Consider the following 25830-nt stretch of genomic DNA (forward strand, 5'->3'; position numbering starts at 1 on the left):
AAAAGCCGGAGGGAGGGGGTTGGCCGGCGTGGGTTGAGAGAGGCGGGTCAGGTCAGGGGGGAGGCAGAAGAGGCTGGTCAGCTTGAGGGGGGCGGAGGGGAGGCGGGATGTCCCGCCTCCGATCCGGGCCGATCAGAAGAGGATCGGGAGGAAGTCGGCGTCGCCGACGGTCTGGTTGGCGATGGCCGCGATGTCGCCGTCCACGTCGTTGAGGAGGCCGTTGGCGGCGAAGACGTCGGCGGAGTTGGTCTCGTAGCCGAAGTCGAAGCCGAAATCGCCGACCGTCTGGTTGGCTTCCGCGACGACCGAGCCGTCGATCTGGTTGCCGATGCCGTTGCCGGCGTTCACGGAGGCGCTGTTCTGGCCGACGTTCATTTCGGTGCCGAAGGCGAGGTGCCAGGGATCCATGGGTCAATTCCTTTGTGTCTGGAGTGGGTTGAGGTTTCTGTCTGGTCCGTTTCGGCGGGGTTGCTTGTTCCGTCCGCCGATGAATGGACTATGCCGGCACCCGGCCGTTCGATCTGTGAGCGGGGTCACACGCGCCGTCTGGCCTGACGAAATCGCTCTTCCGGCCGCCTTGGCGTGCGCGCGCGGAACCCCTGCCTGCGGCAGCGGTTGGCCGAGGGCCGCCGCGCGTCGCGGCTGAAGGAGAGGGGTCATCCATGTCGGGCACGGACACTGATCGCACCGTCCGCAACCTGGATCGGTCGGCCGAAACGCTCGCCGATACGTCGGAGACGGTGGAGCGGTCGTCGACGCAGATGACGGCTGCCACGGAAACCATGAAGGGGTCGGCGGACAGGCGAACGGAACTTGCCGCCGACCGGACCGTGCTGGCGGCCGAGCGCACCTACGCCGCCTGGATCCGGACCGGCCTTGCGGCGCTCGCCAGCGGCATCGGCGCGAAGGCGCTGCTGGAGGGGGTCGTGCCGTCCTGGATGACGACGGCGACCGGATCGCTCCTGGTGCTCTTCAGCGCCTTCTGCTTCGTGGTGGCGGTCTGGCGCGAGCTCTTCCCGCAGGTCGACAACCCGGACCCGAATGTCCGGCGGCTGCCGTCGGCGCTGCTGATCGGCGCTAATGGATTTCTGACGCTGGTCGCCCTGGCGGCACTCCTCGGCCTCTGGTTCGGCGAGGTCGCCGGATAGCCAAACCCTTCTGCCGGCTTGTCTCTTCAAAATTGTATTACAAAAAAGCGGCCAATCCGGCCGGCACCGCGCGGATGTTCAACCGGGCGTCTCGGCCTCCAGGCCGATCAGGCTGGCGTGGCGCAGGCTCTCCTCGCCGCGAAGGTAGCGCACGCGGACCTTGAGGCCCGGCTTCACCCAGCGGGCGCGGGTACTCGGCTTCAGGCCGCTCACCGGGCGGCGGGCGACCAGCCGGTCCACGGCCCGCTTGAAACGGCTCTCGTCGGCCGCGTCGAGCGAGACCACGGCGCGCCCGGCGAACTGGGCCGGTTCGCCGGGCTCGCCTTCGTTCGCCAGGAGGGCCGTGAGCCCGCCGGACGGGGTGGTCTCCACGCCGATCAGGTCGAAAGTGGAGACGGCGAAGCACTTGGCCTTCAGCCAGAGGTCGGAACGGCCGCTGCGATAGCGCCCGTCGATGCGCTTGGAGACGACGCCTTCCAGGCCGAGCCGGTCGGCCGCCGCGAAGAGATCCGCGCCGGAGCCGTCGAAGGCTTGGCTGAAGTGAATGCCGAAGGTCGCATCCTGGCCGGCGAGGAGATCGGCCAAGAGCGCCCGCCGCTCGCCGAGGGGCCGGTCCCGGAGATCCTCGCCCTCCAGTTCCAAGAGGTCGAAGGCGAACAGGACGATGCGGCCGCGCCGACTGCCGAGAGCCGACCGCAGCGCCTTGAAGTCCGACACGCCGCGCTCGGTCTGGACGATCGCCTCGCCGTCGATGACCGCGGACCCGCAGGACAGCGCCGCGGCCGCGTCGACGATCCGTGGGTAGCGGTCGGTCCAATCATGACCGTTGCGCGTGTAGGCCCGCACGTCGTCGGGTGTGATCACCAGTTCGGTGCGATAGCCGTCGTGCTTGATCTCGTGAATCCAACCGTCCCCCGCGGGCGGCTCGGCCACCAGGGTGGGAAGTTGCGGAGCGATGAAGCCCGGGAACGAAGGCTCCGTCGACCGCCGAAGAGCGGTTACGCGACTCATGGGACTCGTGAATCTGGGGAGGGATTCCCCTATTGCGAGTCGCAAGTGAGTCATTGAATCGGAATGCGTGTGGCCCCGGCTTCAGGAATCCTGAAGCCCCCGCCCATGCTTGTCGTCAGGAGCGACGGAACCCCTTGAGTCCGCATTGCTTTCAGCGGTGCGAGACGACCGGGGTCGCGGCCGGGTCAGGGTCTTGACCGCTCTCCTGGAAGGCACGAATGCGATCGTAGGCGCGCTTTTCCGAAAGGGACGAGGGGTAGAAGAGGGTCCGGACGGCCTGGGTGCTCCAGTGCTCGCGCGCGAACAGCAGGCTCGCCCAGAGGAGAATGCTGCCGCCCGTCATCTCCAGGAACTCCTCGAGCGCATGGCGGAAGAGGAAAGCCTGCTGGGTGGTGATGGGGGAGAAGAGTTCGAACACCTCCATGGCGGTCGAGCCCACCAGGAGGACCAGGAACCCGTAGACCAGATGGCGCCGGGTGCCGGGCACCGATCCGAGGAAGGCGCCGAGGCGGTTGAGAAGGGCCAGCATGGCGAGGATGACGGGGCCACCGATCACGACGATCCAGACGCCGGTTTCGATCGCCGGTGCGTTCAGGTCGCCCGTCAGCCGGCGCGCCACATAGGCGCCGAGGCGCTCGTGCAGCCCGATGGTCTCCTCCGCCGACATGAAGACGAGGATGCCGGCAAGGATGCCGAGCGCCCAGGAATAGGGCTCGACCGTGCGGGTGCGCAGGGCCACGAGACCGAGGAAGAGGCCGGCGAGCAGCAGTTGCGCCGACGACCACCAGACCGGGATGTTGGCCTCCCGGTCCAGGGCGAAGACGAAAAAGATCCGTCCGAACATGGCCCAAGGCAGAAGATAGGCGATCACCAGGCTGAGATTGCAGGCCACGAGAAAGAGCAGAATGACGTGATCGGATCGCAGCCTGTGCGAGTTCATGTCCGATCGGGGTTGGACGGCGTCGTTCTGCATGCGGGTGTCTGCCTTTTCCAATTCAGAGTTTAAGTTTGCTGCATCTTTTCCAGGAAGCCAAGCCCGGTCGATTTGACGCGGCCGGCGTCGTCTTTGCCTGGTTAAGGAGCCTGTCCGGCCGATGCGGCGGTTCGGTGTCGGTGCTTGCCGAATCGATCCGAATGCGATGACGGTTCGGGACCGATCGGAGAGGGAGGCGCTGGCCGCCATGGGGACGGGACCGAAGGGCAGGGCCGCGGCCGCTCTCATCGCCCTGGCGTTCGCCGGCGCCGCCTGCGGCCGCCCCACCGGCGACTTCGGCCGGGCGCGTCCGTCGGTGGTCCATGACGAACTGCTGCCCGGTACCGTCGACGCCGTGAAGGAAACGACGCTCTTCTGGCGCACCTATGCGGGGTTCGACCTCACCGAGGACGAGAAGGAATTGCGCAATCGCGCCTGGGCCTTCGTGCGGCCGCCGCACATGGGAGCGTGGTGGCTGGAGACCATCGTGGAGGGCCAGCGGGTGGGTTTCCTGCCGGCGTTGGACCATTGGTTCGATCCCGGCCGGTACCACACCTGGCTGCGGGGCGCCGACTACGCGTCTCAGAATGCACGCTGGAACAAGGTGATCGAGGACATCCAGGGCGACGCGCTCCTGGTGCCGCCCTTCTGCGCCATCGCCCAGACGGTCCGCCGGTCCGACGCGGAGCGGCTGGCGGCGGCGGACCGCTTGCAGCCGCCGGACGAGACCCTGGCCCTGGAGGCGCTCGACCGGGTGGACGAGAACGCGGAGACGATGGCCTGGGTCTGGCGGGCGCTCGGCTACCGGCTTGCCGCCTATCGGAACGCGATCGACCGGCTGGAGGTGGAGGCGCCCTCGGCGATGGTGTGGGAGGCCAATCGGGCCTATGCGCTGCTGGCCGGAGCCCAGTGTGAGGACGCGCCGGCACTGGCCCGGCTGGACCTCGACGGGGCGCGCCGCTCGCGGATCATGGACGGGCCGGATCCGTTCGACCAGCCCGTGCTGCAGAAGTGACGGGCTCGAGAAAGCTTTGAAATCAACGCGGTGCGGGGACCGGCAGCGGCAGGGCCGGGCGCAGTTGGCCGGTCGGTTCCAGATTGATCGGCGGCAGGGGAGCGAGCGGGGCGGGGCCAAGGCTCGCCGGCCGCTCCGTCGCCGCGCAGGTGAGGCCGCCGAGGGCGCGCAGGGTCGCGGGCCGGCTCTCGATGTCGGCGGCGGCCACCCGGACGAGGATGAAGCCCGGTCCGGCGGGTGCCTCCACGGTGAAGCCGGAGGCGGCGGCGGCGCTGGCGAGACGGAGGCGCTCCACGGCGTCGGCGAGGCCGACGGTGAGGCTGACCACGCCGTCCGGCGCGGCGTCCTGCTCGAAGCCCGCCACCATGCCGCCGGCCCTGGAGACGACCGCCAGCGTCCAGACCTCGTCCGGCAGGGTGCCGGTGAGGGTCGTGGTCGTCCCGCCGGCGGTGTCGAACGGGCAGACGGCGTGGAGGAAGTATGGGTCGAGGTCGGTGAGGACCGAGCCGTCGGATGGAATCAGCGTGACATTTCCGAGATTTGCGACCGACCTGACGCGGCCCGTGGCGTCGTTCGGCGCCACCTTCGGGATCATCAGCACCGCCACCACGTGGACGATGCCGGCAATGAGAAGACCGGCGATCAGGCTGCGGACGAGGGCGCCGGTCATCGGCCCCTCCCGCCGCCGCACTCCAGCCGGCGGATCGCCGGCAGGCGGTCGGGGCCGGGCAGGCGGGCGGCGAGGCCGGAGCCGTAGAGGCGGAGGGTGAGGACGACGGAGCCGAGGGTGCCGGTGGGCACGAAGTTGCCCGGGCGGGCGGTTCGGCCGACGATCACGACGAGGCTGCCGTCCGCCGTCCGGATGGCGTCGCGGCTGGTGAAACCGGTGCGGCCGGCCGGGTTGCGGGGAAGGTTGCCGGCCTCGTCGGTGACCGAAAGGGTCCAGAGTTCGGCCGCCGGGATGGCGCCTTCAACCGCGTAGTGGCAGATCGGCTCGAGCGGATTGCCGGCGGAATCGGTCGCCGCCACCACGGCGATGCCCTCTGCCGGACCGAGGCCGATCCGGCCCGCGCGGGCGTTTTCCGCGACGGCATAAGGGTTTGCGGACGGCCCGCCGCCGCCCGCCTGGAGCCGCCAGGGGCCGATCCGGGGGGCGGTGTCGAACACGCCGCTCTCCAGCGCGAGCCAGACGGACCCGAGCCCCGCCGTGGCGCCGATGACGGCGATGATCAGGAGACGGACGACGAGGAACACGGGCGGATGCGGGACCGGCAGGCGGAGAATCGGGGAGCGTTCGGTAGGCCGACCCTACACCAGCAGACGGCGGGAGGCGATCCGACGGCGCATGGGCGTCGTTGGCCGCGGAGAGGCGCAAAGGGGCACAAGCTGTAGCGGTTTGTCGCCGACTGAAACGGTTTGCAGCCGGTTGTAGCCCGCCTGATGTAGCCTGGCGGCGGACATGCTGGCGAACTTGCTGGCAAACTGGCCGGCGCGCCTTCGGCGGGCGCGCGGGTCAGGGCGTGGCCGGCACGGAGAGGGCCTCGCCGGCCGCCAACGCGAGGCCAGCCGGTGCGGCGGCGCGCGGCGCGAGGCTGCCGGGCGCGGCCTGGACCTCGGCGAGCGGCGCGACGGCGCCGGTCGGCGTCATCGGCGCGAGGCCCGCGGCACGCTCCTCCGTCAGCCGGGCCGGGCGGATGCCGGCCGCGGCCGGCGTCGAGGTGGAGAAATGGGTGGTGGTGGCGGTCGGACCGGGCGCCAGCAGCGGATCGGCGCCGATCCGTCCGCGCATCAGGGCGCCGATCTCGCCGACGATGCGCAGCGCGTCCGGCGACAGGGACGCGGCGGTGACGGGGGCCTCGGCGGGCGCTTCGGCGACGGGCGCGGTGCCGGCCGCCGGCGCGTCCGGCGCCGCGACGCCCGGGATGGCGCGGAACGGCAGGCCCTGGTGGGCCGTCGTCATGATGGCCTTCCAGGTCATCGCCGGCAGGCTGCCGCCGGTCATGTCGTTGGTGGAGGTGTAGTCGTCGTTGCCGAACCAGACGGAGGCGACGTAGTGGCCCGTGTAGCCTACAAACCACGCGTCGCGGTAGGCCTGGGTGGTTCCGGTCTTGCCGGCGGCCATCTGGCCGTCGAGTTTCGCCCGTCCGCCGGTGCCGGCATTCACCACGTTGACCAGGATATCATTCATCTGATGGGCGATATCGGTGGACAACACCTGTTCCGGCGGCGGCTCGTCGCGGACCCGGTCGTAGACCACCCGGCCGTCGCGGGTGGTGATGGCGGTGACCGCGAAGGGCGTCGCCTTGACGCCACCGTTTGCAAACACCGCATATCCGCCGGCCATGTCGAGGGCCGTCACCTCGGCCACCCCGAGGGGGAGGGCGCGGGTGATCTTGAGCTCGGTGGTGATGCCCATCTTGTGGGCAAGGTCGACGATCTTGTCGCGGCCGATCGCCTGGGCGAGGCGGACCGGCACGGTGTTGATGGATTTCGTCAGGGCGGTCTTCAGGGTGATCGCCCCGGCATAGCCGCGCGAATAGTTGCGCGGGCTCCAGTTGCCGATGCTGATCGGGGCGTCGGCCACCACGGAGGTGGCCGAGAAGCCGTTCATGAAGGCGGCCGCGTAGACGAAGGGCTTGAAGGACGAGCCGGGCTGACGGAGCGCGCCGACGGCGCGGTTGAACTGGCTCTCGCCATAGTCGCGCCCGCCCACCATGGCGCGGACGGCGCCGGCCGGTTCCTGGACGACGGTGGAACCCTGGCGGACCCGGTAGTCCTGGCCGTATTGGCGGAGACTCGTCTCGATCGCCTCGTCGGCGGCCTTCTGGATGACCGGATCGAGGGTGGTCTTCACCATGATGGTGCGGTCGCCGGTGGGGGCGATGCGCTTCACCTCCTCGAAGGCCCAGTCGAGGAACCAGTCGGGCGCCTGCTGGCGCGTGCCGGCGACCACGCTGGCCGGATGGCGCCGGGCCGCGGCCACCTGGCCTTCGGTGGCAAAGCCCGCCGCCACCATGTTGGTGAGCACCTGGTTGGCCCGGGCGCGCGCCGCCGGCAGGTTCACGTGTGGGGCGTACTTGGTGGGCGCCTTGAAGAGACCCGCCAGCATGGCGCTCTCGGCAAGGGTCAGGTCCTTGACGGACTTGCCGAAATAGAACTCCGCCGCCGCCGCCACCCCGTGCGTGCCGCCGCCCATGTAGGCGCGGTCGAGGTAGAGCTTCAGGATCTCCTGCTTGGTCAGGTTCGCCTCCAGCCAGAGCGACAGGTAGGCTTCCTTGATCTTGCGCTCGATGGTGCGCTCGTTGGTGAGGAAGAGATTCTTGGCGAGCTGCTGGGTGATGGACGAGCCGCCCTGCACCACGCCGCCGGCCTTGGCGTTGGTCACGAGGGCGCGGAAGGTGCCGAACACGTCGATGCCGAAATGCTCGTGGAAGCGCCGGTCCTCGGTGGCGAGGGTCGCCTGCAACAGGTGCGGCGGCAGAAGCTCCAGCGGCACCGAATCGTCGAGGAACATGCCGCGCCGGCCGATGAGCGCGCCGTCCTTGTCGAAGAAGGTGACCGCGTATTCGCCCTGGGCGCGCCAGTCCGTCTCTGTGGCGCGGAAGGCCGGCACGGCGAAGGCGAGCATCAGCACGGCGCCGGCCACGCCGAGGGTCGCGGCTTCGGAGGCGACCTCGACCACCGCCCGGCGGGCACCGCGCACGCGCAGTCGCCCGGCATGATCCACCACCGCGCTCCAGCCACGGGCGAGCCGCGCGCCGAGCGACCAGGTGGCGCTGTCGATCATGGCGTCGACGGCGAGGAGGCGCTGCCGAAGGGGGCGACGGTGTTTCGACTTGAAATCGGACACAGGACGGCTCAAGCGTTCGTCGGCGGATACGGAAACCGCTTCTCGGCATACATACCAAAATATCCGGTTCCACGGGCCGGTTCAAAGCCGCGGCGCGCCGGATGGTTAACCAAATGACTAAAAATGAATCCGATCCGTTCTGGATCGCGAAATCTCTCGACGAGATGAGCAACGCCGAGTGGGAAAGCCTTTGCGACGGCTGCGCCCGGTGCTGCCTGAACAAGCTGGAAGACGAGGACACGGGCGCCATCGCCTGGACGGACGTGGGCTGCACGCTGCTCGACGGGGAGAGCTGCCGCTGCCGCGACTATCCCAACCGCAGCGCCACGGTGCCGGACTGCATCCGCCTGACGCCGGAGGAGGTGCGCACCCTGTCGTGGCTGCCGCCGACCTGCGCCTATCGCCTGGTGGAGGAAGGCCGCGACCTCTACTGGTGGCATCCGCTGGTCTCCGGCGATCCCGACACGGTGCACGAGGCCGGCATCTCGGTCCGCGGCCGCACCGTCCCGGAGGACGAGGTACCCCTAGAACGCTGGGAGGAGCGGATCGTTTCCTGGCCCATGCGGGTGCCCGCGGACACGCGCAAGCGAAAGCGCCGGCGGCGGGAGGGATAGGAAAATAGTCCTTGACAGCGTAACGCTGGTTGGGTAGGGTTCAGGCAAGATCTGAAAAGTGTGAGCGGCCGCCGGGAGGTGGGCCGCTTTTTTCGTTGAGGGGTGTGGTGTTGAGGGGTGTGGTGGGGAATGCGTGGGTGGTCCGGATGAACCGGACCATAACGCGGTCGAGGAGGGTGGGATGGCGTTGCGAGCACTGCAACCGCGCACGCACCTCCACCGCCGCGCTCGCACCCTCAACACCCCCATCCGCCTCCATCGTCATGGTCCGGCTTATCCGGACCAGCCACACATTTCGCATGCGCCGCTGCCCGACGAAAAAGCGTGGGTGGTCCGCCTGCGCTGACCATGACGATCGGGGCGGGTGGGGGTGTCGGGGCGCGTGCCCGGTGGCGGGGTGTCCGTCCGGTGGCGGAGGCGCTCCTGGGTGCCGAAGGTCGCGGCGGCGGTTCATCGCACTCGACGTCATTCCGGCGAATGCGCGGCGGTTCATCACCCTCGACGTCATCCCGGCGAACGCGCGGCGGTTCATCACCCTCGACGTCATCCCGGCGAAAGCCGGGATCCAGCCGACGGAGGGAGCGAGGGAATGGTGCGGATGACTGAAGGGACGGTTGGGCCCCGGCTTTCGCCGGGGTGACGACCTGGGGAGAGGGGCAGCGGGAGCTTGGTGGTAGCGGGTTCGCCACTGGGTGATGCGCAGGGATGGGGTTGCGTGCCGGGTTGCCGGGCCCGCGCCGCAGTCGCACCTTGCACCACATCGTCATGGTCCGGTTCATCCGGACCAGCCACGCATTCCGCCATGCGCCGCTGCCCGACGAAAAAGCGTGGGTGGTCCGCCTGCGCGGACCATGACGATCGGGGCGGGTGACGATATGGGGAGGCGGGCGGCGGGAGCTTGGTGGTGGCGGGTTCGCCACTGGGTGATGCGCAGGGATGGGGTTGCGTGCCGGGTTGCCGGGCCCGCGCCGCCATCGCACCTTGCACCACATCGTCATGGCCCGGTTCATCCGGACCAGCCACGCATTCCGCATGCGCCGCTGCCCGACGAAAAAGCGTGGGTGGTCCGCCTGCGCGGACCATGACGATCGGGGCGGGTGGGGGTGTCGGGGTGCGTGCCCGGTGGCGGGGCGTTCGTCCGGTGGCGGAGGCGCTCCTGGGTGCCCGCGTGCCCGGTGGCGGGGTGTCCGTCCGGTGGCGGAGGCGCTCCTGGGTGCCGAAGGTCGCGGCGGCGGTTCATCGCACTCGACGTCATTCCGGCGAATGCGCGGCGGTTCATCACCCTCGACGTCATCCCGGCGAACGCGCGGCGGTTCATCACCCTCGACGTCATCCCGGCGAAAGCCGGGATCCAGCCGACGGAGGGAGCGAGGGAATGGGGCGGATGATGGACGGGACGGTTGGGCCCCGGCTTTCGCCGGGGTGACGATCTGGGGAGGCGGGCGGCGGGAGCTTGGTGGTGGCGGGTTCGCCACCTGTGTTGTGTGCTCGACCTCGTCATGGTCCGGTTCATCCGGACTGCGGATGACTGAAGGGACGGTTGGGCCCCGGCTTTCGCCGGGGTGACGACCTGGGGAGAGGGGCAGCGGGAGCTTGGTGGTAGCGGGTTCGCCACTGGGTGATGCGCAGGGATGGGGTTGCGTGCCGGGTTGCCGGGCCCGCGCCGCAGTCGCACCTTGCACCACATCGTCATGGTCCGGTTCATCCGGACCAGCCACGCATTCCGCCATGCGCCGCTGCCCGACGAAAAAGCGTGGGTGGTCCGCCTGCGCGGACCATGACGATCGGGGCGGGTGACGATATGGGGAGGCGGGCGGCGGGAGCTTGGTGGTGGCGGGTTCGCCACTGGGTGATGCGCAGGGATGGGGTTGCGTGCCGGGTTGCCGGGCCCGCGCCGCCATCGCACCTTGCACCACATCGTCATGGCCCGGTTCATCCGGACCAGCCACGCATTCCGCATGCGCCGCTGCCCGACGAAAAAGCGTGGGTGGTCCGCCTGCGCGGACCATGACGATCGGGGCGGGTGGGGGTGTCGGGGTGCGTGCCCGGTGGCGGGGCGTTCGTCCGGTGGCGGAGGCGCTCCTGGGTGCCGAAGGTCGCGGCGGCGGTTCATCGCACTCGACGTCATTCCGGCGAAAGCCGGGATCCAGCCGACGGAGGGAGCGAGGGAATGGGGCGGATGATGGACGGGACGGTTGGGCCCCGGCTTTCGCCGGGGTGACGATCTGGGGAGGCGGGCGGCGGGAGCTTGGTGGTGGCGGGTTCGCCACCTGTGTTGTGTGCTCGACCTCGTCATGGTCCGGTTCATCCGGACCAGCCACGCATTCCGCCATGCGCTGCTGCCCGATGAAAAAGCGTGGGTGGTCCGCCTGCGCGGACCATGACGATCGGGGCGGGTGACGACCTGGGGAGGCGGGCGGCGGGGGGCTTGGTGGTGGCGGGTCGGCTACCTGTGTTGTGTGCTCCACATCGTCATGGTCCGGTTCATCCGGACAGTCGCACCTTGCACCACATCGTCATGGTCCGGTTCATCCGGACCAGCCACGCATTCCGCCATGCGCCGCTGCCCGACGAAAAAGCGTGGGTGGTCCGCCTGCGCGGACCATGACGATCGGGGCGGGTGGGGGTGTCGGGGTGCGTGCCCGGTGGCGGGGCGTTCGTCCGGTGGCGGAGGCGCTCCTGGGTGCCGAAGGTCGCGGCGGCGGTTCATCGCACTCGACGTCATTCCGGCGAAAGCCGGGATCCAGCCGACGGAGGGAGCGAGGGAATGGGGCGGATGATGGACGGGACGGTTGGGCCCCGGCTTTCGCCGGGGTGACGATCTGGGGAGGCGGGCGGCGGGAGCTTGGTGGTGGCGGGTTCGCCACCTGTGTTGTGTGCTCGACCTCGTCATGGTCCGGTTCATCCGGACCAGCCACGCATTCCGCCATGCGCTGCTGCCCGATGAAAAAGCGTGGGTGGTCCGCCTGCGCGGACCATGACGATCGGGGCGGGTGACGACCTGGGGAGGCGGGCGGCGGGGGGCTTGGTGGTGGCGGGTCGGCTACCTGTGTTGTGTGCTCCACATCGTCATGGTCCGGTTCATCCGGACCAGCCTCGCATTCCGGTGGGGGCGAGCTTGCGCCGGAAATGCGTGGGTGGTCCGCCTGCGCGGACCATGACGAAGGCGGTGCTTCGGCGGGTGGGGGCTGGGTGATGCGGACGTTGGCGACGGTGGTGGCGGGGTGGGTGCTGGGGGTCTATGGGGCGCTTCTGGCGTTCGGGCCGGACGCCGGTCTGGCGCCCATGATGACGATCCCGCCGACCATCGTGGTGCTCGGGATCGTGCAGTTCCTGACGCGGACGGCGTCGTGGGTTCTTTACGTCGGTGGGCTGGGGGCGGCGGTCGTGATCGCGGACATCGCGGCGCGGGTGCTCGGGCTCCTTTGAACGGGACATCTCCAGATGAGCGACGGCGCGCCGCGGACCATCGATTGGGCGGCGGCGCGGGCGGCCTATGAGGCCGGGGGCGAGACCGTGGAGGTGGTCGCCGCGCGGATGGGCGTGCACCGGGTGACGCTGCAAGCGCATGCGCGGCGGCGCGGATGGGTGCCGCGGCGGGCGGGGCGGCGGCGCGTGGAGGCGCAGACGCGCGGGCTGGTCGACAGCCTGATGCGGATCGCCGGCCGCATGGTGGCCGACCTGGAGGCGCGGGTGGACGCGGGCGAGGCCTCCGGCGAGGCGGAGGCGCGGCTGTTGACGGCGCTGGCCGGGACGCTCGGCAAGATCATCGACCTTGAACAGCAGGAAAGGGCGGCCCGTGAGCGATCGGACGGGACAGGCGAAGCTGTGCGCGGCGGCAAGAGGGCGCGGGAGCGCCGGACGGTCGGGCGTGGCGGGGGCGGGCCGGACGGCGGTGGGCCGGACGGGGGCCGGCCGTATGATCGCGACGGGGCGGACGACGGGGTGGGGGGCGGCGGGGCGTCCGGTGGCGGGGCGGCGGGCCACGGCGCGGCGGCCGGTCGCGGCGGCGGAGCGGAAGGGGCTGGCGGGGGGCGGGCGGACGACGACGGGGCGGCGCGACGTGCGGCGCTCCACCGTGCGCTTGCGGATCGCATTGCGGCGCTTGTCCCGGATCGCGGCCGACAGCGGGACGCCGGTGGAGCGGCTGCTGCCGGCCTTCAGCGCGCGGCAGATCGAGGAGCTTCTGGCGGACTGGCCGCTCTGGGCGCGCCTGGACCAGCTGCCGCCGGCGGGGGACTGGACGACCTGGCTGGTGATGGGCGGGCGCGGGGCGGGGAAGACGCGGACGGGCGCCGAATGGGTGCGCGCCATGGTGCTGGGTGAGGCCTGGGCCGTGGGGCCGGCCGGCGGCGCGGCGGGCCGCGTGGCGCTCGTCGGCGAGACGCTGGCGGCGGCGCGGGACGTGATGGTGGAGGGGGTTTCGGGCCTCCTCTCGGTGCACCAGGACGACGCCCGGCCGGTGTGGCTGCCGAGCCGGCGGCGGCTGGAATGGCCGAACGGCGCGGTGGCGGAGGTGTTTTCGGCGGAGGATCCGGACAGCCTGCGCGGGCCGCAGTTCGCCGCCGCCTGGGGCGACGAGATCGCCAAGTGGCGGCACGCGGACGCCACCTTCGACATGCTGCAGTTCGGCCTGCGCCTCGGTGCGCGGCCGCGCCAGGTGGTGACGACCACGCCGCGGGCGGTGCCGCTGATGCGCCGGCTGCTGGCGGACCGGGGCACGGCGGTGACGCGGGCGCGGACGGCGGACAACGCCGCCCATCTGGCGCCGGCGTTTCTTTCCGCCGTGGTGGGGCGCTATGCGGGCACCCGGCTCGGCCGGCAGGAGCTGGACGGCGAGATGATCGAGGAGCGGGCGGACGCGCTCTGGACGCGGGCCGAGATCGAGGCGGTGCGCCTCACCGGCCGGCCGGCGCTCCGGCGCGTGGTGGTGGCGGTGGACCCGCCGGCCGGATCGCGCCGCACGTCGGACGCCTGCGGGATCGTGGCGGCGGGCCTCGACGGGGACGGGCGGGCGGTGGTGATCGCCGACGCCACCTGCCGGGGCGCCCGGCCGGAGACCTGGGCGCGGCGGGCGGTGGCGCTCTACCACGCGGAGGGGGCGGACCGGCTGGTGGCCGAGGCCAACCAGGGCGGCGACATGGTGGCCGCCGTGATCGCCCAGGTGGACGGCCGGGTGGCGGTGGAGATGGTGCACGCGACGCGCGGCAAGTGGGTGCGGGCCGAACCGGTGGCGGCGCTCTACGCGCAGGGCCGGGTGCGGCACGCGGGGATGTTTCCCGAGCTGGAGGACGAGATGGCCGACTTCGGCCTCGACGGGCTCTCCGGCGGGCGCTCGCCGGACCGGCTGGACGCGCTCGTCTGGGCGATCACCGCGCTGGTGCTGCAGCCGTGCGGCGCGCCGCGGGTGCGGGGGCTGTGAGGGACGGGCGGGCCGGCGGAACCGTTTGCGTCGGCGGCGGATTGCGGAAGGGCGGCGGGCGGGGCTATGGAGCGGGCCTGTCGTCCGGGGTTGCTCACCAAGCCCGCCCGGTCCCGGCCTGTCGGGACCGGATGGGTGCGGGCAAGCCCGAACGGGTGTCGGCCGGTCGGGCCGTCCCCGCGCGCACTATGAGCGAAGGAAGCATCATGCAGTATCGTCCGTTCGGCCGCACCGGCTTCACCGTGTCGGAGGTCGGCTTCGGGGCCTGGCAGATCGGCGGCTCGTGGGGCGACGTGCCGGCCGCCGAGGGCACGGCGGCGCTGGAGGCCGCGCTCGACGCCGGCATGACGTTCGTCGACACGGCGGACGTCTATGGCGACGGCCGGTCGGAGACGATCGTGGCGGAGGTGCTCGCCCGGCGGGGCGGCGACCGGCCGATGGTGGCCACCAAGGCTGGGCGGCGCCTGAGCCCGCACGTGGCGGAGGGCTATACGGCCGCGGCGCTGACCGGGTTCGTGGAGCGCTCGCTGACGAACCTGAAGGTGGAGACGCTGGATCTCCTGCAGCTCCACTGCCCGCCGACGGCCGTCTACTACCGGCCGGAGGTGTTCGCCGCGCTCGACGCCCTGACGGCGGCCGGCAAGATCCGCCACTACGGGGTGAGCGTGGAGAAGGTGGAGGAGGGGCTGAAGGCGATCGAGTATCCGGGCGTCGCCAGCGTGCAGATCATCTACAACCTGTTCCGCCAGCGGCCGGCGGATCTGTTCTTTCAGGAGACGCGGCGGCGGAACGTGGCGGTGATCGCCCGGGTGCCGCTGGCGAGCGGGCTCCTCTCCGGCAAGATCACCGCCGAGACGGCCTTCGCGCGCGACGACCACCGGGCGTTCAACCGGCACGGGGAGGCGTTCGACGTGGGCGAGACCTTCGCGGGCGTGCCGTTCGAGGTGGGGCTGCAAGCGGTGGACGAGGTGCGCCGGCTGGTGCCGGTGGGCACGCCCATGGCGGCCTTCGCGCTGAAGTGGATCCTCGCCGCGGAAGCGGTGACGGTGGTCATTCCGGGCGCGCGGAACGCCGCCCAGGCGCGGGCGAACGCCGAGGCGGCGGACGTGGCGCCGCTCTCGGCCGAGACGATGGGCGCGGCGCGCGAGATCTACGACCGGCTGATCGCCCCGCACGTGCACCACAGGTGGTGAGGTGAGGGGCGCGGCCATTGGATACACGATGGGCGGGACGGCGGAGCCGCCCCGTTGCCGTTTCAGCGGACCGCGTGAAAGCCGACGCGACTGCCCTCGGTGTCGCGGATGTGGATGAAGGCGCCCCTGTCGCCGGGAAGCGTCACCTCGGGGCCGAGCTGGAAGCCGCCGAGGAGCTCGGCGATACCGTCGAACTGGCCGTCGGCGTTGAGGTAGACGATCGCCTCACGCCGTCAGGCGGGGGCGTTCGGGGAGGGGGGTGTCGAGGTCGCGCCATTCCTTGAGGAGGACGCGGCGGCGGCGGGGGTAGCGCTCGGTGAGGTCGGTGGCTTCGGTGATGCGGTCGGCGCGGAAGTGGCGGTAGGCGCCGCGCAGCTCGCACCAGGCGGTGAGCACGCGCACCCGGTCGTAGAAGGCGAGCGCCACCGGCCAGACGGTGCGGGTGGTGCGCACGCCCTGCTCGTTCACATAGGTGAAGCGGAGCTTGGTCTCGTTGCGGATGGCGGTCCGCAACAGGGCGAGGTCCACCGTGTCGGCGATCTCGGGCCGGCTCATGGCGACCAGGAGGCCGTTCTCCTCCATGCGGTCGGCGAGGTCGCGGGGCAGCACGGCGGCGATCTTGGCGAGGGCGTCGGTGGCGGCGCGGGCGAGCCGCGCGTCGGCCCGGCTCGACGCCATCTGGGCGCCGAGCACGAGCGCCTCCAGCTCGTCGTCGGTGAACATGAGCGGCGGCAAGAGGAAGCCGGGCTTCAGCACGAAGCCGACGCCAGCCTCGCCCTCGATGGGGGCGCCCTGGGCCACCAGGGCCTGCACGTCCCGGTAGATGGTGCGCAGCGACACCTGAAGCTCCTCGGCCAGGTCCGCGCCCGACACGGGGCGGCGGCGGCGGCGGAGCGCCTGGACGAGCGCGAGGAGTCGTTCGGCGCGGGACATGGCTCAAGGTTCCGGATTCGTTCCCTTGTGGGCGGCCATCATGCCAGATGCCGGCCCGGACGCAAGGGCATGGGGGCCGTTATGGGCGCGCCTTTGGACAACCGGCTGGGAGGACGACGCGATGGCACGACGCTGGTGGCGGTGGGGCGGGCCGGGGCCCGAGGATGGGCGGGATCGAGAGGGGCCGGATCCCGGTCCGGTGGCGGCGCCCGGCGTGGCGGCCGTGACGGGGACGAAGGCGTCGCGGACGGGGGTGCTGGTGGCGCTGCAGGCGGGCGGCCGGCCGGTGTGGACGCCGCGCGACTACGGGGCCTACGGGCGCGAGGGGTTCCTCAAGAACCCGTTCGTGCACCGGGCGGTGCGCATGGTCGCCGAGAGCGTGGCGGCCGTGCCGTGGGTGCTGATGGACGGGCTGGCCGAGGTGGACCGGCACCCGGCGCTGGATCTCCTGGCGCGGCCGAACCCGCGCGACGGGCGGGCGGCGCTCTTGGAGGCGGTGGTGGGGCATCTGATGATCGCCGGCAACGCCTATGTGGAGGCGGTGTCGGTGGACGGCAGCCCGCGCGAACTGCACGTGCTGCGGCCCGACCGGATGCGCGTGGTGCCGGGGCCGGACGGCTGGCCGGCGGCCTTCGACTACGCGGTCAACGGGCGCACGCTGCGGCTTCCGGCAAGCGCCGAGCACGGACCGGCGCCGGTGATGCACCTGTCGCTGTTCCATCCGCTCGACGACCACTACGGGGCCGCGCCCATGGAGGCGGCCGCCGCGAGCCTCGACGTGCACAACGCGGCGACGGCTTGGAACAAGGCGCTGCTGGACAACGCGGCACGGCCCTCCGGCGCGCTCGTCTACGGCGGCGCGGGGGGGCTGACCGACGACCAGTTCGAGCGGCTGCAGCGGGAGCTGGTGGAGGGCTACCAGGGCGCCCGCAACGCCGGCCGGCCGCTGCTTCTGGAAGGTGGGCTCGACTGGAAGCCGATGGCGCTGACGCCGAAGGACATGGATTTCCTGGAGGCGCGGAACGCGGCGGCGCGGGAACTGGCGCTGGTATTCGGCGTGCCGCCCATGCTGCTCGGCATTCCGGGCGATGCGACCTACGCCAACTACCAGGAGGCCAACCGGGCCTTCTGGCGGCAGACGGTGATCCCGCTCGCCACCCGGGTGGCGGAGGCGTTCGGCCGCTGGCTCCTGGCGGGCGGGGAGGCGCGGCCGGGGGACAGGCGGCTCGCCTTCGCGCTCGACCTCGACCAGGTGCCGGCGCTCGCCGGGGAGCGGGACGCGCTGTTCGCCCGGCTCGCGGCGGCGGACTTCCTCAGCCGGGACGAGAAGCGCGTGGCGGCGGGGTATGGGCCGGACAGCGGGGACGAGGGCGACCCGACCGATCGGCGGGAGGCGCGGTCTTGGACGTGACGCGCGTCTTCGCCGAGCGCGGCGACCTTGCCCATCTGGCGCTCTTCCTGTGGGCGTCGGGGGCGAGCGCGCTGCTTCTTCTCGCCGTGCGGGAGCTGTTCGCTCAGCTCCGCCGGTTCGACGCCTTCGTGGCGGAGGTGGCGCGGCTGAACGAACGACTGCGCGGTCGCGACGAGCCGTGACGGGGGCGGCGCGGGGATTCACGCGGGGGGTGAAGGCCGGGCCGCAAGGGATTCGGCCGACACGGTCTTTTGCATAGACTTAATCGAATGCATTAAGCGGCCCAGCACCCGTGGGGGGCGGGCGGCATCCCATCCTCGATGACCTGATTTCAACCGGCGGCCTGATGGGCGGCGCGGGCGGTTTTGCTTGCGCGCTTCATCCCGGAGGGCCGCGGCGCGGAGGGCGGCATGGACAGTGAGGCGACCAGGAAACGGGCGAGCGGGCCGACGGCCGGCGGGGCGCGAGCGGCGGCGCTGGGGGGCGCGCTTCGGGCGCTCGCGGGGCTTCGGCCGGCGCGGGCCGGGCGGGGCGAGGCGGGGGACGCGGGGGCGGTGTTCCGCGCCTTCGCGGACGGGTTGGAGCGGCGGCTCGCCGCCGGCCGGACGGGCGGGCCGAAGGTGCGGCTCGCCGGCGGGGGAGACGGCCGATGACGGCGGTGGCGAGCCGCGCGGACGCGGTGGACGCGACGCGGTCCGACCCCGTGCGGGGCATCTTCCGGGGGTATGCGAGCCTCTTCGGCGTGACCGATCTCACCGGCGACATGATGATGCCGGGCGCCTTTTCGGCGACTCTGGCCCGGCGCGGCGTCGCGGCGGTGAAGCTTCTCTACCAGCACGATCCGGCGCAGCCGATCGGCCGCTGGCTGGACATCCGCGAGACCGAGCGGGGCCTGGCGGTGACCGGCCAGATTCTGACCGACACCGCCAAGGGGCGCGACGTGTTCGCGCTGATCGAGACCGGGATTCTCGACGGCCTTTCCATCGGCTTTCGCACGGTGCGGGCCCGCACCGACGCCAAGGGCAGCGTGCGGCGGGTGGCGGAGGTGGACCTCTGGGAAATCTCGGTGGTGACCTTCCCCATGCTGCCGGACGCCCGCATCGCCCCGCCGGCCGGGCTCCAGCGCGCCAACGACGACACGGCCAACCGCCTTCGGGCGGCGGCCCGCACCCTCGCCGCCGGCTGAGCGCTCCAGCGGCGGCGAGCGACGACTTCCCCCTTCAGGACCGGCCGGAGCGACCGGCCGACGGACAGGAGAGACCCATGACGGATCCCATGCGCGTGGAGCCCGAGGTGAAGGGCACCGATGACATCAACGCGGCCTTCGGCGAGTTCCTGCGCTCGTTCGAGGCCTTCAAGGAGACGAACGACCGCCGGCTCGGCGACCTGGAGCGGCGGTCCGAGGACGTGCTGACGGAGGAGAAGCTGGCCCGCATCGACGCCGCCATGGACCGGCAGAAGGCGGTGCTGGACCGGCTGGCCCTGAAGGCGGATCGGCCGCCGCTGGGAGCGCCCATGCGTGGTGCGGGCGGGCGGGGCGCCGTCGTCGACCTGGAGTACCGGGCGGCGTTCGACAGCTATGTGCGCACCGGCCAGGAGGCGCGCCTGCGCGCCCTGGAGGGCAAGGCCATGTCGGTCGGCTCCGGGCCGGACGGCGGCTTCACGGTGGCGCCGGACCTCGACGCGGAGATCGGCCGGCGGCTGACGGTGGTGTCGCCGATCCGCTCCATCGCGGCGGTGCGGACGATCTCGAGCGGCACCTACCGCAAGCCGTTCCGCACCGGCGGCCCGGCGGTCGGCTGGGTGGGCGAGGAGGCGGCGCGGCCGCAGACCAATTCGCCGACGCTGGCGGAGCTGAGCTTTCCGGCCATGGAGCTCTACGCCATGCCGTCGGCGACGCAGACGCTGCTCGACGACAGCGCGGTCGACATCGACCAGTGGCTGGCCGAGGAGGTGGAGATCGCCTTCGCCCAACAGGAGGGCAATGCCTTCGTGGCGGGCGACGGCATCAACAAGCCGCGCGGCTTCCTGTCGACGGGCAAGGTGCTGGAGACGGCCTGGACCTGGGGAAACATCGGCTACCTGGTGACCGGCGTGGCGGGCGGCTGGCCGGCGGCCAACCCGTCGGACATCCTCGTGGACCTCGTCTACGCGCTGAAGGCGGGCTACCGGCAGAACGGCTCGTTCGTGATGACCCGCAAGACCCAGGCGGCGATCCGGAAGTTCCGCGACAGCACGGGCACCTACCTCTGGCAGCCGCCCGCCACCGCCGACGGCCGGGCGACCCTGATGGGCTTCCCGGTGGTGGAGGCCGAGGACATGAACGAGATCGGCAGCAACACCTTCCCGGTGGCGTTCGGCGACTTCCGGCGCGGCTATGTGGTGGTGGACCGGATCGGCACCCGGGTACTGCGCGACCCCTATTCGGCCAAGCCGTATGTGCTCTTCTACGTGACCAGGCGGGTCGGCGGCGGCGTGCAGGATTTCGACGCCATCAAGCTCCTGCGTTTCGGGACGGCCTGACGGCGGGCGTCCGCCCGCCGCGCCCGCCCGCCGACCGATCCGGCGCCCGCCTTGCAAGGCGGGGGAGGGGCCGGCGGCCGATCGCGCGGCCGGACCCGATCGACGCATGGCATGCAGTGTTCAACCATCGACATGAAGGACAGACCGATGAGCGTGAGTCTGCTGGCGGCGCCGGCGATCGAACCGGTGAGTCTCGCCGATCTGAAGGCCCATGTGCGGGTGACCGGAACCGACGAGGACATCGGCCTCGTGGCCCTGACGGTGGCGGCACGGGCGACCGTGGAGCGCCTTGCCCACCGCTATCTCATCACCCAGAGCTGGCGTGCGTACTTCGACGCCATTCCGCCGGACGGGCGGCTGGAGTTGCCCATGTTTCCGGTGCAGAGCGTGATCGCGGTGCGCACGTTTTCGGCGTCCGGGGTCGCCACGGTGGTGCCGGCCTCGGCCTATCAGGTGGACGCGACCTCCGAGCCGGCGCGGCTGCAGTTCGCCGATTCGGTGCCGCAGCCGGGCCGGTCGATGGCCGGCGTGGAGGTGGACGCGGTGGTCGGCTACGGCCTGACCGAGGACACCGTGCCGCCGCCGCTCCGCCAGGCGGTGCTGCTGCTCGCCGCCCGCTGGTACGACCGGCGCGGCGACGACAGCGGCACGCCCGACCTGCCGGACGAGGTGGCGCGGCTGACCGAGGCGTTCCGGCCGCGCCGGCTGGTCGCATGACCCGCCAGACGGCGATCCTCGCCGCGGTGGAGGCGGCCGTGCTGGCCGCCCTTGCCGCCGACGGGACGCTGCGGGCGCTCACCGGCGGGCGGATCCACGGCGGCCAGCCGAAGACCCGCCTGACGCCCTTCCTGATGCTCGCCGAGGCGCGCGTGGCCGACTTCGGCCACGGCGACGGGGACGGCGCGCGGCTGGACCTCGCCCTGGAGGCGGTGGGCGGGGAGACCGGCCGGGCCGAGGCGCTGGCGGTGATCGACCGGGCGGCGGCCGTGCTGGAGACGGCGCCGCTCCCGCTTGCGGCCGGCACGCTGGTGCTGAAGCGCCTGCGCGCCGCCACGGTGGCGCGCGGGACCGCCGACCGCACCTGGCGGGCGCGGGTGAGCCTGGACCTGATGGTGGACGCCTGACCGGGATCGCCGGGCGGCGGTGGATGGACGCCGGCCAAGGCGACGGTCGGCTTGAGCGGAGGACGGCATGGCGGCGCAGCGTGGACGGGATCTTCTTCTCAGGCTGGACCAGAGCGGGTCCGGCAGTTTCGCGACGGTGGCGGGCCTTCGGGCCCGTCGCCTCTCGCTCTCGGCCGGCATGGTGGACGTGACGGACGCCGACAGCCCGGGCCGCTGGCGCGAGCTGATCGAGGGCGGCGGCGTGCGCCGGGCCTCCATCGCCGGGGCGGGGGTGTTCCGCGACGTGGCAGCGGACGCCACCGTGCGGCAGGTGTTCTTCGACGGGCTGCTGCGCACCTGGCAGGTGGTGGTGCCGGACTTCGGCACCATCGCGGGGGCGTTCCAACTGGTCGCGCTGGAATACGCCGGCACCCACGACGGCGAGGTGACCTACGAGATCGCGCTGGAATCGGCCGGCGCGCTGACCTTCACGGCGGGGTGAGGCGATGACCAACCGGCACCGGGGCGACATCACGGTGGAGATCGGCGGGCGCGAGCGGCGGCTCAGGCTGACGCTCGGCGCGCTCGCCGACCTGGAGGCGGCGTTCGCCGCCGACGACATGCTGGACCTCGCCCGCCGCTTCGGCGACGGCCGGCTGAAGGCGCGCGACGCGGTGGTGGTGCTCGCCGCCGGGCTGCGCGGCGCCGGCGAGGCGGTGACCGACCGGGAGGTGGCCGCCATGGCCATCGACGGCGGCGCCCCGGCCTACGCGGACGCGGTGGTGCGGCTGCTGGCGGCGACGTTCGGGGCGGGCGAGGGCGCCGGAAGCGCCGGGCCCGGCGCGGGCGGGGCGGTTTCGGGCGGCGGAGACGCCGTTGCCGGCGCGGGCGGGGAGGCGGAGGGGGCGCGCCCTTTCCCTGGGACGACGCCCTCGCCTTCGGCCTCGGCGTGTTGAGGCTTTCGCCGGACGCCTTCTGGGCGATGACGCCGCGCGATCTGGCGGCGGCGGTGCGGGGCGTGCGGCCGGCGGGCCGGGGCGGCGGGCCGTCGCGGGCGGATCTCGCGGCACTGATGGCGCGCTACCCGGACGGGGCGGCGTGAGGATAGGTATCGACGGGAGGGCGGGATGGCGAACGACGGCGACCGGCCGCTGGCTGGGTTCAACGACGCGGCGGCGAAGACGGCCGCGCTGATGGGCGACCTGGAGGCGGCCTCGGCCAGGTTCGGGGAGACGATGAGCCGGTCGCTCCGCCAGGCGGTGCTGGACGGCAAGGCGCTCGACGGGGTGCTGAAGGGGCTGGCGCAGCGCTTCTCCGACCGGATGCTGGCGCGCGCCTTCCAGCCGCTCGACAAGGCGCTCGGCGACGTGCTCGGCGGCGCGGTGTCGGCACTGACCGGGTCGGTGGTGGGGGCGGTGACGGGGGCAGCGAAGGGCGGGCGGGTGACGCCGTTCGCGCGCGGCGGCGTGGTGGCGGCGCCGGGCTATTTCCCGCTGCCCGGCGGCGGGACGGGGCTGGCCGGCGAGGCCGGCGCGGAGGCCGTGATGCCGCTGGCGCGCGGGGCGGACGGACGGCTCGGCGTGCGGGGCGAGGGCGGCGGCGTCCAGGTGGTCGTCAACGTGACGACGGCGGACGCGGAGAGCTTCCGGCGCTCCGAGGCGCAGCTCTCGGCGATGCTAGCCCGCGCCGTCGGACGGGGACGGCGCGGGCTATAGCGACATGGCCCAACGAGGAGGGGGGTTAAGCCACGGCGCGTTTGTCGGCGGCGATGAGAGCCGCAATCTCGTCCTTCAGCGCGAGGCGCTGGCGCTTCAACTCGGTCAGCGTCTCGTCGCTGGCCGGCTCGATCAGCGATTCGATGCGGTGAATGTGGCGGTTGACGTCGTGGTAGGTGTCCGCCAGATGCGCGAAATGCGGGCTGGAGACCTTCAGCGCGTGCATGACGGCGTGGTCGTCCGGAAATTCCGCGCCGAGTTCGTGCGGGGTATGGGGCATCGTCGACCTCCCTTTAATGCTTGATGTGACCCATCCCTAGCGGTCAGCGGTTCCGTGCGCCTTGAGGTGGATCAAGAGCGCGCCGCGCCCCTAGAGCATTCTCTGATCAAGTTGCACGACTTGATCGAAGAGAGAATGCTCCAGGTCATTGAATCTGGAGCGATTTCTTGTCGACCTGACGATTCCGTCAGGTCGGAAAGCGCTCTAGCGGGCCTTTCGCCCGGCCGCTGCCGGACCCCTTCCCGATCGACGCCCGAGGAGACCTTGATGGCGATCCCATCCGCCTTTCACGAGGTGAGCTTTCCGCTGTCGGTGGCGCTCGGCGCCGCCGGCGGGCCGGAGCGGCGCACCGAGATCGTGGTGCTCGCCTCCGGCCGGGAGGTGCGCAACGCCCGCTGGGCCGACAGCCGCCGCCGCTACGACGCCGGATCGGGCGTCGCCTCGCTCGACGACCTTGCGGCGGTGATCGCCTTCTTCGAGGAGCGCCGCGGGCGTCTGCATGGCTTCCGGTTTCGGGATCGGGCGGACTTCAAGTCGTGCGCCCCGTCGGCGACCCCGGCGCGCACCGACCAGCCGATCGGCACCGGCGACGGCGTGACGCGCACCTTCGAACTGGCGAAAACCTATGGCGCGGCCTTCGCGCCCTATCGCCGACGAATCGCCAAGCCGGTGGCCGGATCGGTGCTGGTGGCGGTGAACGGCGCCGCCCGGTCCGCCACGGTGGACGCGGCCGCCGGGACGGTGACCTTCGCGCCCGCCGACACGCCGGCCGCCGGCGCGGCGGTGACGGCGGGCTTCCTGTTCGACGTGCCGGTGCGCTTCGACACGGACGCCCTGACGGTGAACCTCTCCGGCTTCCTCGCCGGCGACATTCCGCACATTCCGCTCATCGAGGTGCTGCCATGAGGACGCTGCCGGCCGGGCTTGCGGCGCATCTCGGCGGCACCGCGACGACGCTCTGCACCGCCTGGATCGTGCGTCGGGCGGACGCAACGGTGCTGGGCTTCACCGACCACGACCGGCCGCTCGTCGTTTCGGGGGTGACGTGCGAGCCCGCGTCGGGCTTCGACCGCTCGGCGGCGACGCAGCACGCCGGGTTCGCGGTCGGCGACGAGGAGGTGAGCGGGGCGCTGACCTCCGACCGGATCCGCGACGAGGATCTTGCCGCCGGGCTCTTCGACGGGGCGCGCGTGGAGGTGCATCTCGTCAACTGGGCGGCGCCGGCCGAAACCATGCTGCTGCGCGCCGGCACCATCGGCGAGGTGGTGCGCCGGGACGGCGCCTTTCGGGCGGAGGTGCGCGGGCCGGCCCACGCGCTCGACCAGCCGTCCGGCCGGCTCTACGGGCGAACCTGCGACGCCACCTTCGGCGACGCGCGCTGCGGGGTGGCGCTCGCCGGCATGCGGGTGGCCGCCACGGTGGCGGCGACGGACGGGCCTTCGCGGCTGCGGGTGGCCGGCGTGGACGACCGTCCGGCGGGGCACTTCGACGGCGGCACCCTGCGGCTGACCGGCGGGCCGCTTGCCGGGCGGACGGCGACGGTGGCGGCGCACGGGGCGGGCGCGGCGGGCGTCTGGCTGGCGCTCTGGCCGGCGCTGCCGGGGCTGCCGGCCGCCGGGACGGCGCTGGAGCTGACGGCGGGGTGCGACAAGCGCTTCGCCACCTGCCGCGACCGCTACGCCAACGCGCTCAACTTCCGGGGTTTTCCCCACATGCCCGGCAACGACTTCGCGCTCGGCTACGCCCGGCCGGACGGCGACAACGACGGAGGCGCGGTGAGCCGATGACGACGAGCAAGTGGAATGGGGTGGCCGGGGCTGCCGAGGGTGAGGCCGTTCTGGTGGTGGGTGGCGCGGGCGGTGGGGCGGCGGATGACGCGGGTGGTGCGGTGGCGCCCGTGACGCGGGCGGCGGTGGTGGCGGAGGCGCGGCGCTGGATCGGCACGCCCTATCGGCACCAGGCCTCGCTGATGGGCGTCGGCTGCGACTGCCTGGGGCTGGTGCGCGGGGTGTGGCGCGCGCTGATCGGCCCGGAGCCGGAGACGCCGCCGGGCTACAGCCCCGACTGGGCGGAGGCCGGCGGCGGCGAGGCCCTGGCGCTCGCGGCGGCGCGCCACCTGGTGCCGATCGACCCGGCGACGGCGCGGCCGGGCGACGTGCTTCTCTTCCGTTGGCGCTCCACAACCCCGGCCAAGCACGCCGCCATCCTGATCGCGCCCGACCGCTTCGTGCACGCGCACGAGGGCGCGGCGGTGAGCGAGGGGCATTTGGGGGCGTGGTGGCGGGCACGGGTGAGCCACGGGTTCGGGTTTCCGGGGGTGGAGGGGTAGGGGGGTGGGGGCAGGCGGTCGCGCGCTGTTCGATGGACGCGCCCCTTCCTCGTCATGGTCCGGTTCATCCGGACCAGCCACGCATTCCGGTGCGTGACCGGGTGCGATGAGCGGCCCGGTGAAAGCGTGGGTGGTCCGCCTGCGCGGACCATGACGATGGGGGAGGGTGTGGAGGCGGGGTGCGCGGTCTGATGCCGGGGAAACCGCGCTGGGCCTGCGGCCACGCCTGGCCCTCGACGCCGTGATCCCGGCGGAAGCCGGGATCCAGCCAACGGTGAAATTTGGCTGGCGGGGCGGGTGCGGCTGCCTT

At 72.2% G+C, this 25830-nt stretch carries 28 protein-coding genes; 20 read left to right on the plus strand and 8 right to left on the minus strand.

All coding sequences use genetic code 11. From position 1 onward, the window contains the following. Nucleotides 1–132: 132 nt before the first annotated feature. Nucleotides 133–408 (minus strand): hypothetical protein, encoded by a 276-nt coding sequence (locus BUQ68_RS21855; RefSeq protein ID WP_075218159.1) that lies wholly within the window; start codon nucleotides 406–408, stop codon nucleotides 133–135. Between the two features lie 254 nt (nucleotides 409–662). Between BUQ68_RS21855 and BUQ68_RS21860 the strand changes: the two genes are divergently transcribed. After that, on the plus strand, nucleotides 663–1148 hold the full coding sequence (locus tag BUQ68_RS21860; protein WP_083656807.1) for a YidH family protein: 486 nt from the start codon (nucleotides 663–665) through the stop codon (nucleotides 1146–1148). A 78-nt stretch (nucleotides 1149–1226) separates the two neighbouring features. On the opposite strand, the gene ligD is transcribed toward BUQ68_RS21860, so the two are convergent. Next, nucleotides 1227–2213, minus strand: a complete 987-nt coding sequence (gene ligD, locus BUQ68_RS21865; RefSeq protein ID WP_083656808.1) for a non-homologous end-joining DNA ligase — start codon at nucleotides 2211–2213, stop codon at nucleotides 1227–1229. A gap of 97 nt (nucleotides 2214–2310) precedes the next feature. Beyond that, nucleotides 2311–3099, minus strand: a complete 789-nt coding sequence (locus BUQ68_RS21870) for a hypothetical protein (RefSeq protein WP_139315300.1) — start codon at nucleotides 3097–3099, stop codon at nucleotides 2311–2313. Nucleotides 3100–3340: 241 nt separating this feature from the next. Here BUQ68_RS21870 and BUQ68_RS21875 point away from each other — a divergent pair, with 241 nt between their 5' ends. After that, on the plus strand, nucleotides 3341–4147 hold the full coding sequence (locus BUQ68_RS21875) for a hypothetical protein (protein ID WP_139315301.1): 807 nt from the start codon (nucleotides 3341–3343) through the stop codon (nucleotides 4145–4147). 22 nt (nucleotides 4148–4169) lie between these two features. On the opposite strand, the gene BUQ68_RS21880 is transcribed toward BUQ68_RS21875, so the two are convergent. The 3 genes from BUQ68_RS21880 to BUQ68_RS21890 form a co-directional block, all read right to left on the minus strand. Continuing rightward, a complete protein-coding gene (locus tag BUQ68_RS21880) occupies nucleotides 4170–4817 on the minus strand; it encodes a hypothetical protein (RefSeq protein WP_075218163.1) in 648 nt (215 codons plus the stop codon). Further along, nucleotides 4814–5401: a DUF1214 domain-containing protein gene (locus BUQ68_RS21885; protein WP_075218164.1), complete on the minus strand. Its 588-nt coding sequence runs from the start codon at nucleotides 5399–5401 to the stop codon at nucleotides 4814–4816. The genes BUQ68_RS21880 and BUQ68_RS21885 overlap by 4 nt, the downstream gene beginning before the upstream one ends. Before the next feature lie 259 nt (nucleotides 5402–5660). After that, nucleotides 5661–8009 carry a transglycosylase domain-containing protein gene (locus BUQ68_RS21890; protein ID WP_425349566.1) on the minus strand — a complete coding sequence of 783 codons (2349 nt, stop codon included), beginning with the start codon at nucleotides 8007–8009 and terminating at the stop codon, nucleotides 5661–5663. A gap of 101 nt (nucleotides 8010–8110) precedes the next feature. On the opposite strand from BUQ68_RS21890, the gene BUQ68_RS21895 reads away from it, so the two are divergent. The 4 genes from BUQ68_RS21895 to BUQ68_RS21910 all read left to right on the plus strand — a co-directional run bounded on the left by BUQ68_RS21895 (nucleotide 8111) and on the right by BUQ68_RS21910 (nucleotide 15226). After that, nucleotides 8111–8611, plus strand: coding sequence for a YcgN family cysteine cluster protein (locus tag BUQ68_RS21895; RefSeq protein ID WP_075218166.1), 501 nt, complete (start codon nucleotides 8111–8113; stop codon nucleotides 8609–8611). A 3195-nt stretch (nucleotides 8612–11806) separates the two neighbouring features. Beyond that, complete coding sequence (locus tag BUQ68_RS21900) at nucleotides 11807–12040, plus strand: hypothetical protein (protein WP_075218167.1); 234 nt, start codon at nucleotides 11807–11809, stop codon at nucleotides 12038–12040. 685 nt (nucleotides 12041–12725) lie between these two features. Continuing rightward, the gene (locus BUQ68_RS21905) at nucleotides 12726–14033 is read left to right on the plus strand and encodes a DNA-packaging protein (protein ID WP_425349567.1); all 1308 of its coding nucleotides are present in this window, start codon (nucleotides 12726–12728) and stop codon (nucleotides 14031–14033) included. A gap of 206 nt (nucleotides 14034–14239) precedes the next feature. Next, a complete protein-coding gene (locus BUQ68_RS21910) occupies nucleotides 14240–15226 on the plus strand; it encodes an aldo/keto reductase (protein ID WP_075218168.1) in 987 nt (328 codons plus the stop codon). 225 nt (nucleotides 15227–15451) lie between these two features. On the opposite strand, the gene BUQ68_RS21915 is transcribed toward BUQ68_RS21910, so the two are convergent. Next, nucleotides 15452–16159 carry a helix-turn-helix transcriptional regulator gene (locus BUQ68_RS21915; protein ID WP_075218169.1) on the minus strand — a complete coding sequence of 236 codons (708 nt, stop codon included), beginning with the start codon at nucleotides 16157–16159 and terminating at the stop codon, nucleotides 15452–15454. Nucleotides 16160–16358: 199 nt separating this feature from the next. On the opposite strand from BUQ68_RS21915, the gene BUQ68_RS21920 reads away from it, so the two are divergent. The 11 genes from BUQ68_RS21920 to BUQ68_RS21970 all read left to right on the plus strand — a co-directional run bounded on the left by BUQ68_RS21920 (nucleotide 16359) and on the right by BUQ68_RS21970 (nucleotide 22911). Further along, nucleotides 16359–17570, plus strand: coding sequence for a phage portal protein (locus tag BUQ68_RS21920; protein ID WP_075218170.1), 1212 nt, complete (start codon nucleotides 16359–16361; stop codon nucleotides 17568–17570). Further along, on the plus strand, nucleotides 17567–17752 hold the full coding sequence (locus tag BUQ68_RS21925; protein WP_425349568.1) for a hypothetical protein: 186 nt from the start codon (nucleotides 17567–17569) through the stop codon (nucleotides 17750–17752). The genes BUQ68_RS21920 and BUQ68_RS21925 overlap by 4 nt, the downstream gene beginning before the upstream one ends. Before the next feature lie 228 nt (nucleotides 17753–17980). Next, nucleotides 17981–18223 (plus strand): hypothetical protein, encoded by a 243-nt coding sequence (locus BUQ68_RS23135; protein WP_139315302.1) that lies wholly within the window; start codon nucleotides 17981–17983, stop codon nucleotides 18221–18223. Continuing rightward, on the plus strand, nucleotides 18220–18756 hold the full coding sequence (locus BUQ68_RS21935; protein ID WP_075218173.1) for an HK97 family phage prohead protease: 537 nt from the start codon (nucleotides 18220–18222) through the stop codon (nucleotides 18754–18756). Before BUQ68_RS23135 ends, BUQ68_RS21935 begins: the two co-directional genes overlap by 4 nt. 77 nt (nucleotides 18757–18833) lie before the next feature. Then, entirely contained in the window at nucleotides 18834–20093 is a 1260-nt protein-coding gene (locus BUQ68_RS21940) for a phage major capsid protein (RefSeq protein WP_075218174.1), read from the plus strand. Between the two features lie 147 nt (nucleotides 20094–20240). Continuing rightward, on the plus strand, nucleotides 20241–20810 hold the full coding sequence (locus BUQ68_RS21945) for a head-tail connector protein (protein WP_075218175.1): 570 nt from the start codon (nucleotides 20241–20243) through the stop codon (nucleotides 20808–20810). Next, nucleotides 20807–21217, plus strand: a complete 411-nt coding sequence (locus BUQ68_RS21950) for a DUF3168 domain-containing protein (RefSeq protein ID WP_075218176.1) — start codon at nucleotides 20807–20809, stop codon at nucleotides 21215–21217. The genes BUQ68_RS21945 and BUQ68_RS21950 overlap by 4 nt, the downstream gene beginning before the upstream one ends. 67 nt (nucleotides 21218–21284) lie before the next feature. Beyond that, entirely contained in the window at nucleotides 21285–21698 is a 414-nt protein-coding gene (locus tag BUQ68_RS21955; RefSeq protein ID WP_075218177.1) for a phage major tail protein, TP901-1 family, read from the plus strand. A gap of 4 nt (nucleotides 21699–21702) precedes the next feature. Further along, nucleotides 21703–22152, plus strand: a complete 450-nt coding sequence (locus tag BUQ68_RS21960; RefSeq protein ID WP_075218178.1) for a gene transfer agent family protein — start codon at nucleotides 21703–21705, stop codon at nucleotides 22150–22152. Further along, complete coding sequence (locus BUQ68_RS21965) at nucleotides 22146–22298, plus strand: phage tail assembly chaperone (protein WP_075218179.1); 153 nt, start codon at nucleotides 22146–22148, stop codon at nucleotides 22296–22298. Before BUQ68_RS21960 ends, BUQ68_RS21965 begins: the two co-directional genes overlap by 7 nt. A gap of 25 nt (nucleotides 22299–22323) precedes the next feature. Then, nucleotides 22324–22911, plus strand: a complete 588-nt coding sequence (locus tag BUQ68_RS21970; RefSeq protein ID WP_075218180.1) for a phage tail tape measure protein — start codon at nucleotides 22324–22326, stop codon at nucleotides 22909–22911. A 25-nt stretch (nucleotides 22912–22936) separates the two neighbouring features. Here BUQ68_RS21970 and BUQ68_RS21975 read toward each other — a convergent pair whose 3' ends face one another. Beyond that, the gene (locus tag BUQ68_RS21975) at nucleotides 22937–23191 is read right to left on the minus strand and encodes an HP1242/YdcH family protein (protein ID WP_075218181.1); all 255 of its coding nucleotides are present in this window, start codon (nucleotides 23189–23191) and stop codon (nucleotides 22937–22939) included. A 273-nt stretch (nucleotides 23192–23464) separates the two neighbouring features. Between BUQ68_RS21975 and BUQ68_RS21980 the strand changes: the two genes are divergently transcribed. From BUQ68_RS21980 to BUQ68_RS21990, 3 genes are read left to right on the plus strand one after another with little or no spacing between them, the layout of a single operon-like run. After that, a complete protein-coding gene (locus BUQ68_RS21980; RefSeq protein ID WP_095407407.1) occupies nucleotides 23465–24097 on the plus strand; it encodes a DUF2460 domain-containing protein in 633 nt (210 codons plus the stop codon). After that, complete coding sequence (locus tag BUQ68_RS21985) at nucleotides 24094–24978, plus strand: DUF2163 domain-containing protein (RefSeq protein WP_075218183.1); 885 nt, start codon at nucleotides 24094–24096, stop codon at nucleotides 24976–24978. Before BUQ68_RS21980 ends, BUQ68_RS21985 begins: the two co-directional genes overlap by 4 nt. Beyond that, nucleotides 24975–25520 carry an NlpC/P60 family protein gene (locus tag BUQ68_RS21990; RefSeq protein WP_083656815.1) on the plus strand — a complete coding sequence of 182 codons (546 nt, stop codon included), beginning with the start codon at nucleotides 24975–24977 and terminating at the stop codon, nucleotides 25518–25520. Before BUQ68_RS21985 ends, BUQ68_RS21990 begins: the two co-directional genes overlap by 4 nt. Nucleotides 25521–25830 lie beyond the last annotated feature (310 nt).

The organism is Mongoliimonas terrestris, assembly GCF_001927285.1.
In the GTDB taxonomy this organism is placed as follows: Bacteria; Pseudomonadota; Alphaproteobacteria; order Rhizobiales; family Pleomorphomonadaceae; genus Chthonobacter; species Chthonobacter terrestris.

Coding starts and splice junctions, on each gene's coding strand:
- BUQ68_RS21975 (WP_075218181.1), bottom strand. CDS start 23,191: ATGCCCCATACCCCGCACGAACTCGGCGCGGAATTTCCGGACGACCAC.
- BUQ68_RS21985 (WP_075218183.1), top strand. CDS start 24,094: ATGAGGACGCTGCCGGCCGGGCTTGCGGCGCATCTCGGCGGCACCGCG.
- BUQ68_RS21870 (WP_139315300.1), bottom strand. CDS start 3,099: ATGAACTCGCACAGGCTGCGATCCGATCACGTCATTCTGCTCTTTCTC.
- BUQ68_RS21880 (WP_075218163.1), bottom strand. CDS start 4,817: ATGACCGGCGCCCTCGTCCGCAGCCTGATCGCCGGTCTTCTCATTGCC.
- BUQ68_RS21895 (WP_075218166.1), top strand. CDS start 8,111: ATGACTAAAAATGAATCCGATCCGTTCTGGATCGCGAAATCTCTCGAC.
- BUQ68_RS23135 (WP_139315302.1), top strand. CDS start 17,981: ATGGACAGTGAGGCGACCAGGAAACGGGCGAGCGGGCCGACGGCCGGC.
- BUQ68_RS21910 (WP_075218168.1), top strand. CDS start 14,240: ATGCAGTATCGTCCGTTCGGCCGCACCGGCTTCACCGTGTCGGAGGTC.
- BUQ68_RS21875 (WP_139315301.1), top strand. CDS start 3,341: ATGGGGACGGGACCGAAGGGCAGGGCCGCGGCCGCTCTCATCGCCCTG.
- BUQ68_RS21860 (WP_083656807.1), top strand. CDS start 663: ATGTCGGGCACGGACACTGATCGCACCGTCCGCAACCTGGATCGGTCG.
- BUQ68_RS21945 (WP_075218175.1), top strand. CDS start 20,241: ATGAGCGTGAGTCTGCTGGCGGCGCCGGCGATCGAACCGGTGAGTCTC.
- BUQ68_RS21935 (WP_075218173.1), top strand. CDS start 18,220: ATGACGGCGGTGGCGAGCCGCGCGGACGCGGTGGACGCGACGCGGTCC.
- BUQ68_RS21940 (WP_075218174.1), top strand. CDS start 18,834: ATGACGGATCCCATGCGCGTGGAGCCCGAGGTGAAGGGCACCGATGAC.
- BUQ68_RS21900 (WP_075218167.1), top strand. CDS start 11,807: ATGCGGACGTTGGCGACGGTGGTGGCGGGGTGGGTGCTGGGGGTCTAT.
- BUQ68_RS21960 (WP_075218178.1), top strand. CDS start 21,703: ATGACCAACCGGCACCGGGGCGACATCACGGTGGAGATCGGCGGGCGC.
- BUQ68_RS21855 (WP_075218159.1), bottom strand. CDS start 408: ATGGATCCCTGGCACCTCGCCTTCGGCACCGAAATGAACGTCGGCCAG.
- BUQ68_RS21970 (WP_075218180.1), top strand. CDS start 22,324: ATGGCGAACGACGGCGACCGGCCGCTGGCTGGGTTCAACGACGCGGCG.
- BUQ68_RS21915 (WP_075218169.1), bottom strand. CDS start 16,159: ATGTCCCGCGCCGAACGACTCCTCGCGCTCGTCCAGGCGCTCCGCCGC.
- BUQ68_RS21955 (WP_075218177.1), top strand. CDS start 21,285: ATGGCGGCGCAGCGTGGACGGGATCTTCTTCTCAGGCTGGACCAGAGC.
- BUQ68_RS21950 (WP_075218176.1), top strand. CDS start 20,807: ATGACCCGCCAGACGGCGATCCTCGCCGCGGTGGAGGCGGCCGTGCTG.
- ligD (WP_083656808.1), bottom strand. CDS start 2,213: ATGACTCACTTGCGACTCGCAATAGGGGAATCCCTCCCCAGATTCACG.
- BUQ68_RS21990 (WP_083656815.1), top strand. CDS start 24,975: ATGACGACGAGCAAGTGGAATGGGGTGGCCGGGGCTGCCGAGGGTGAG.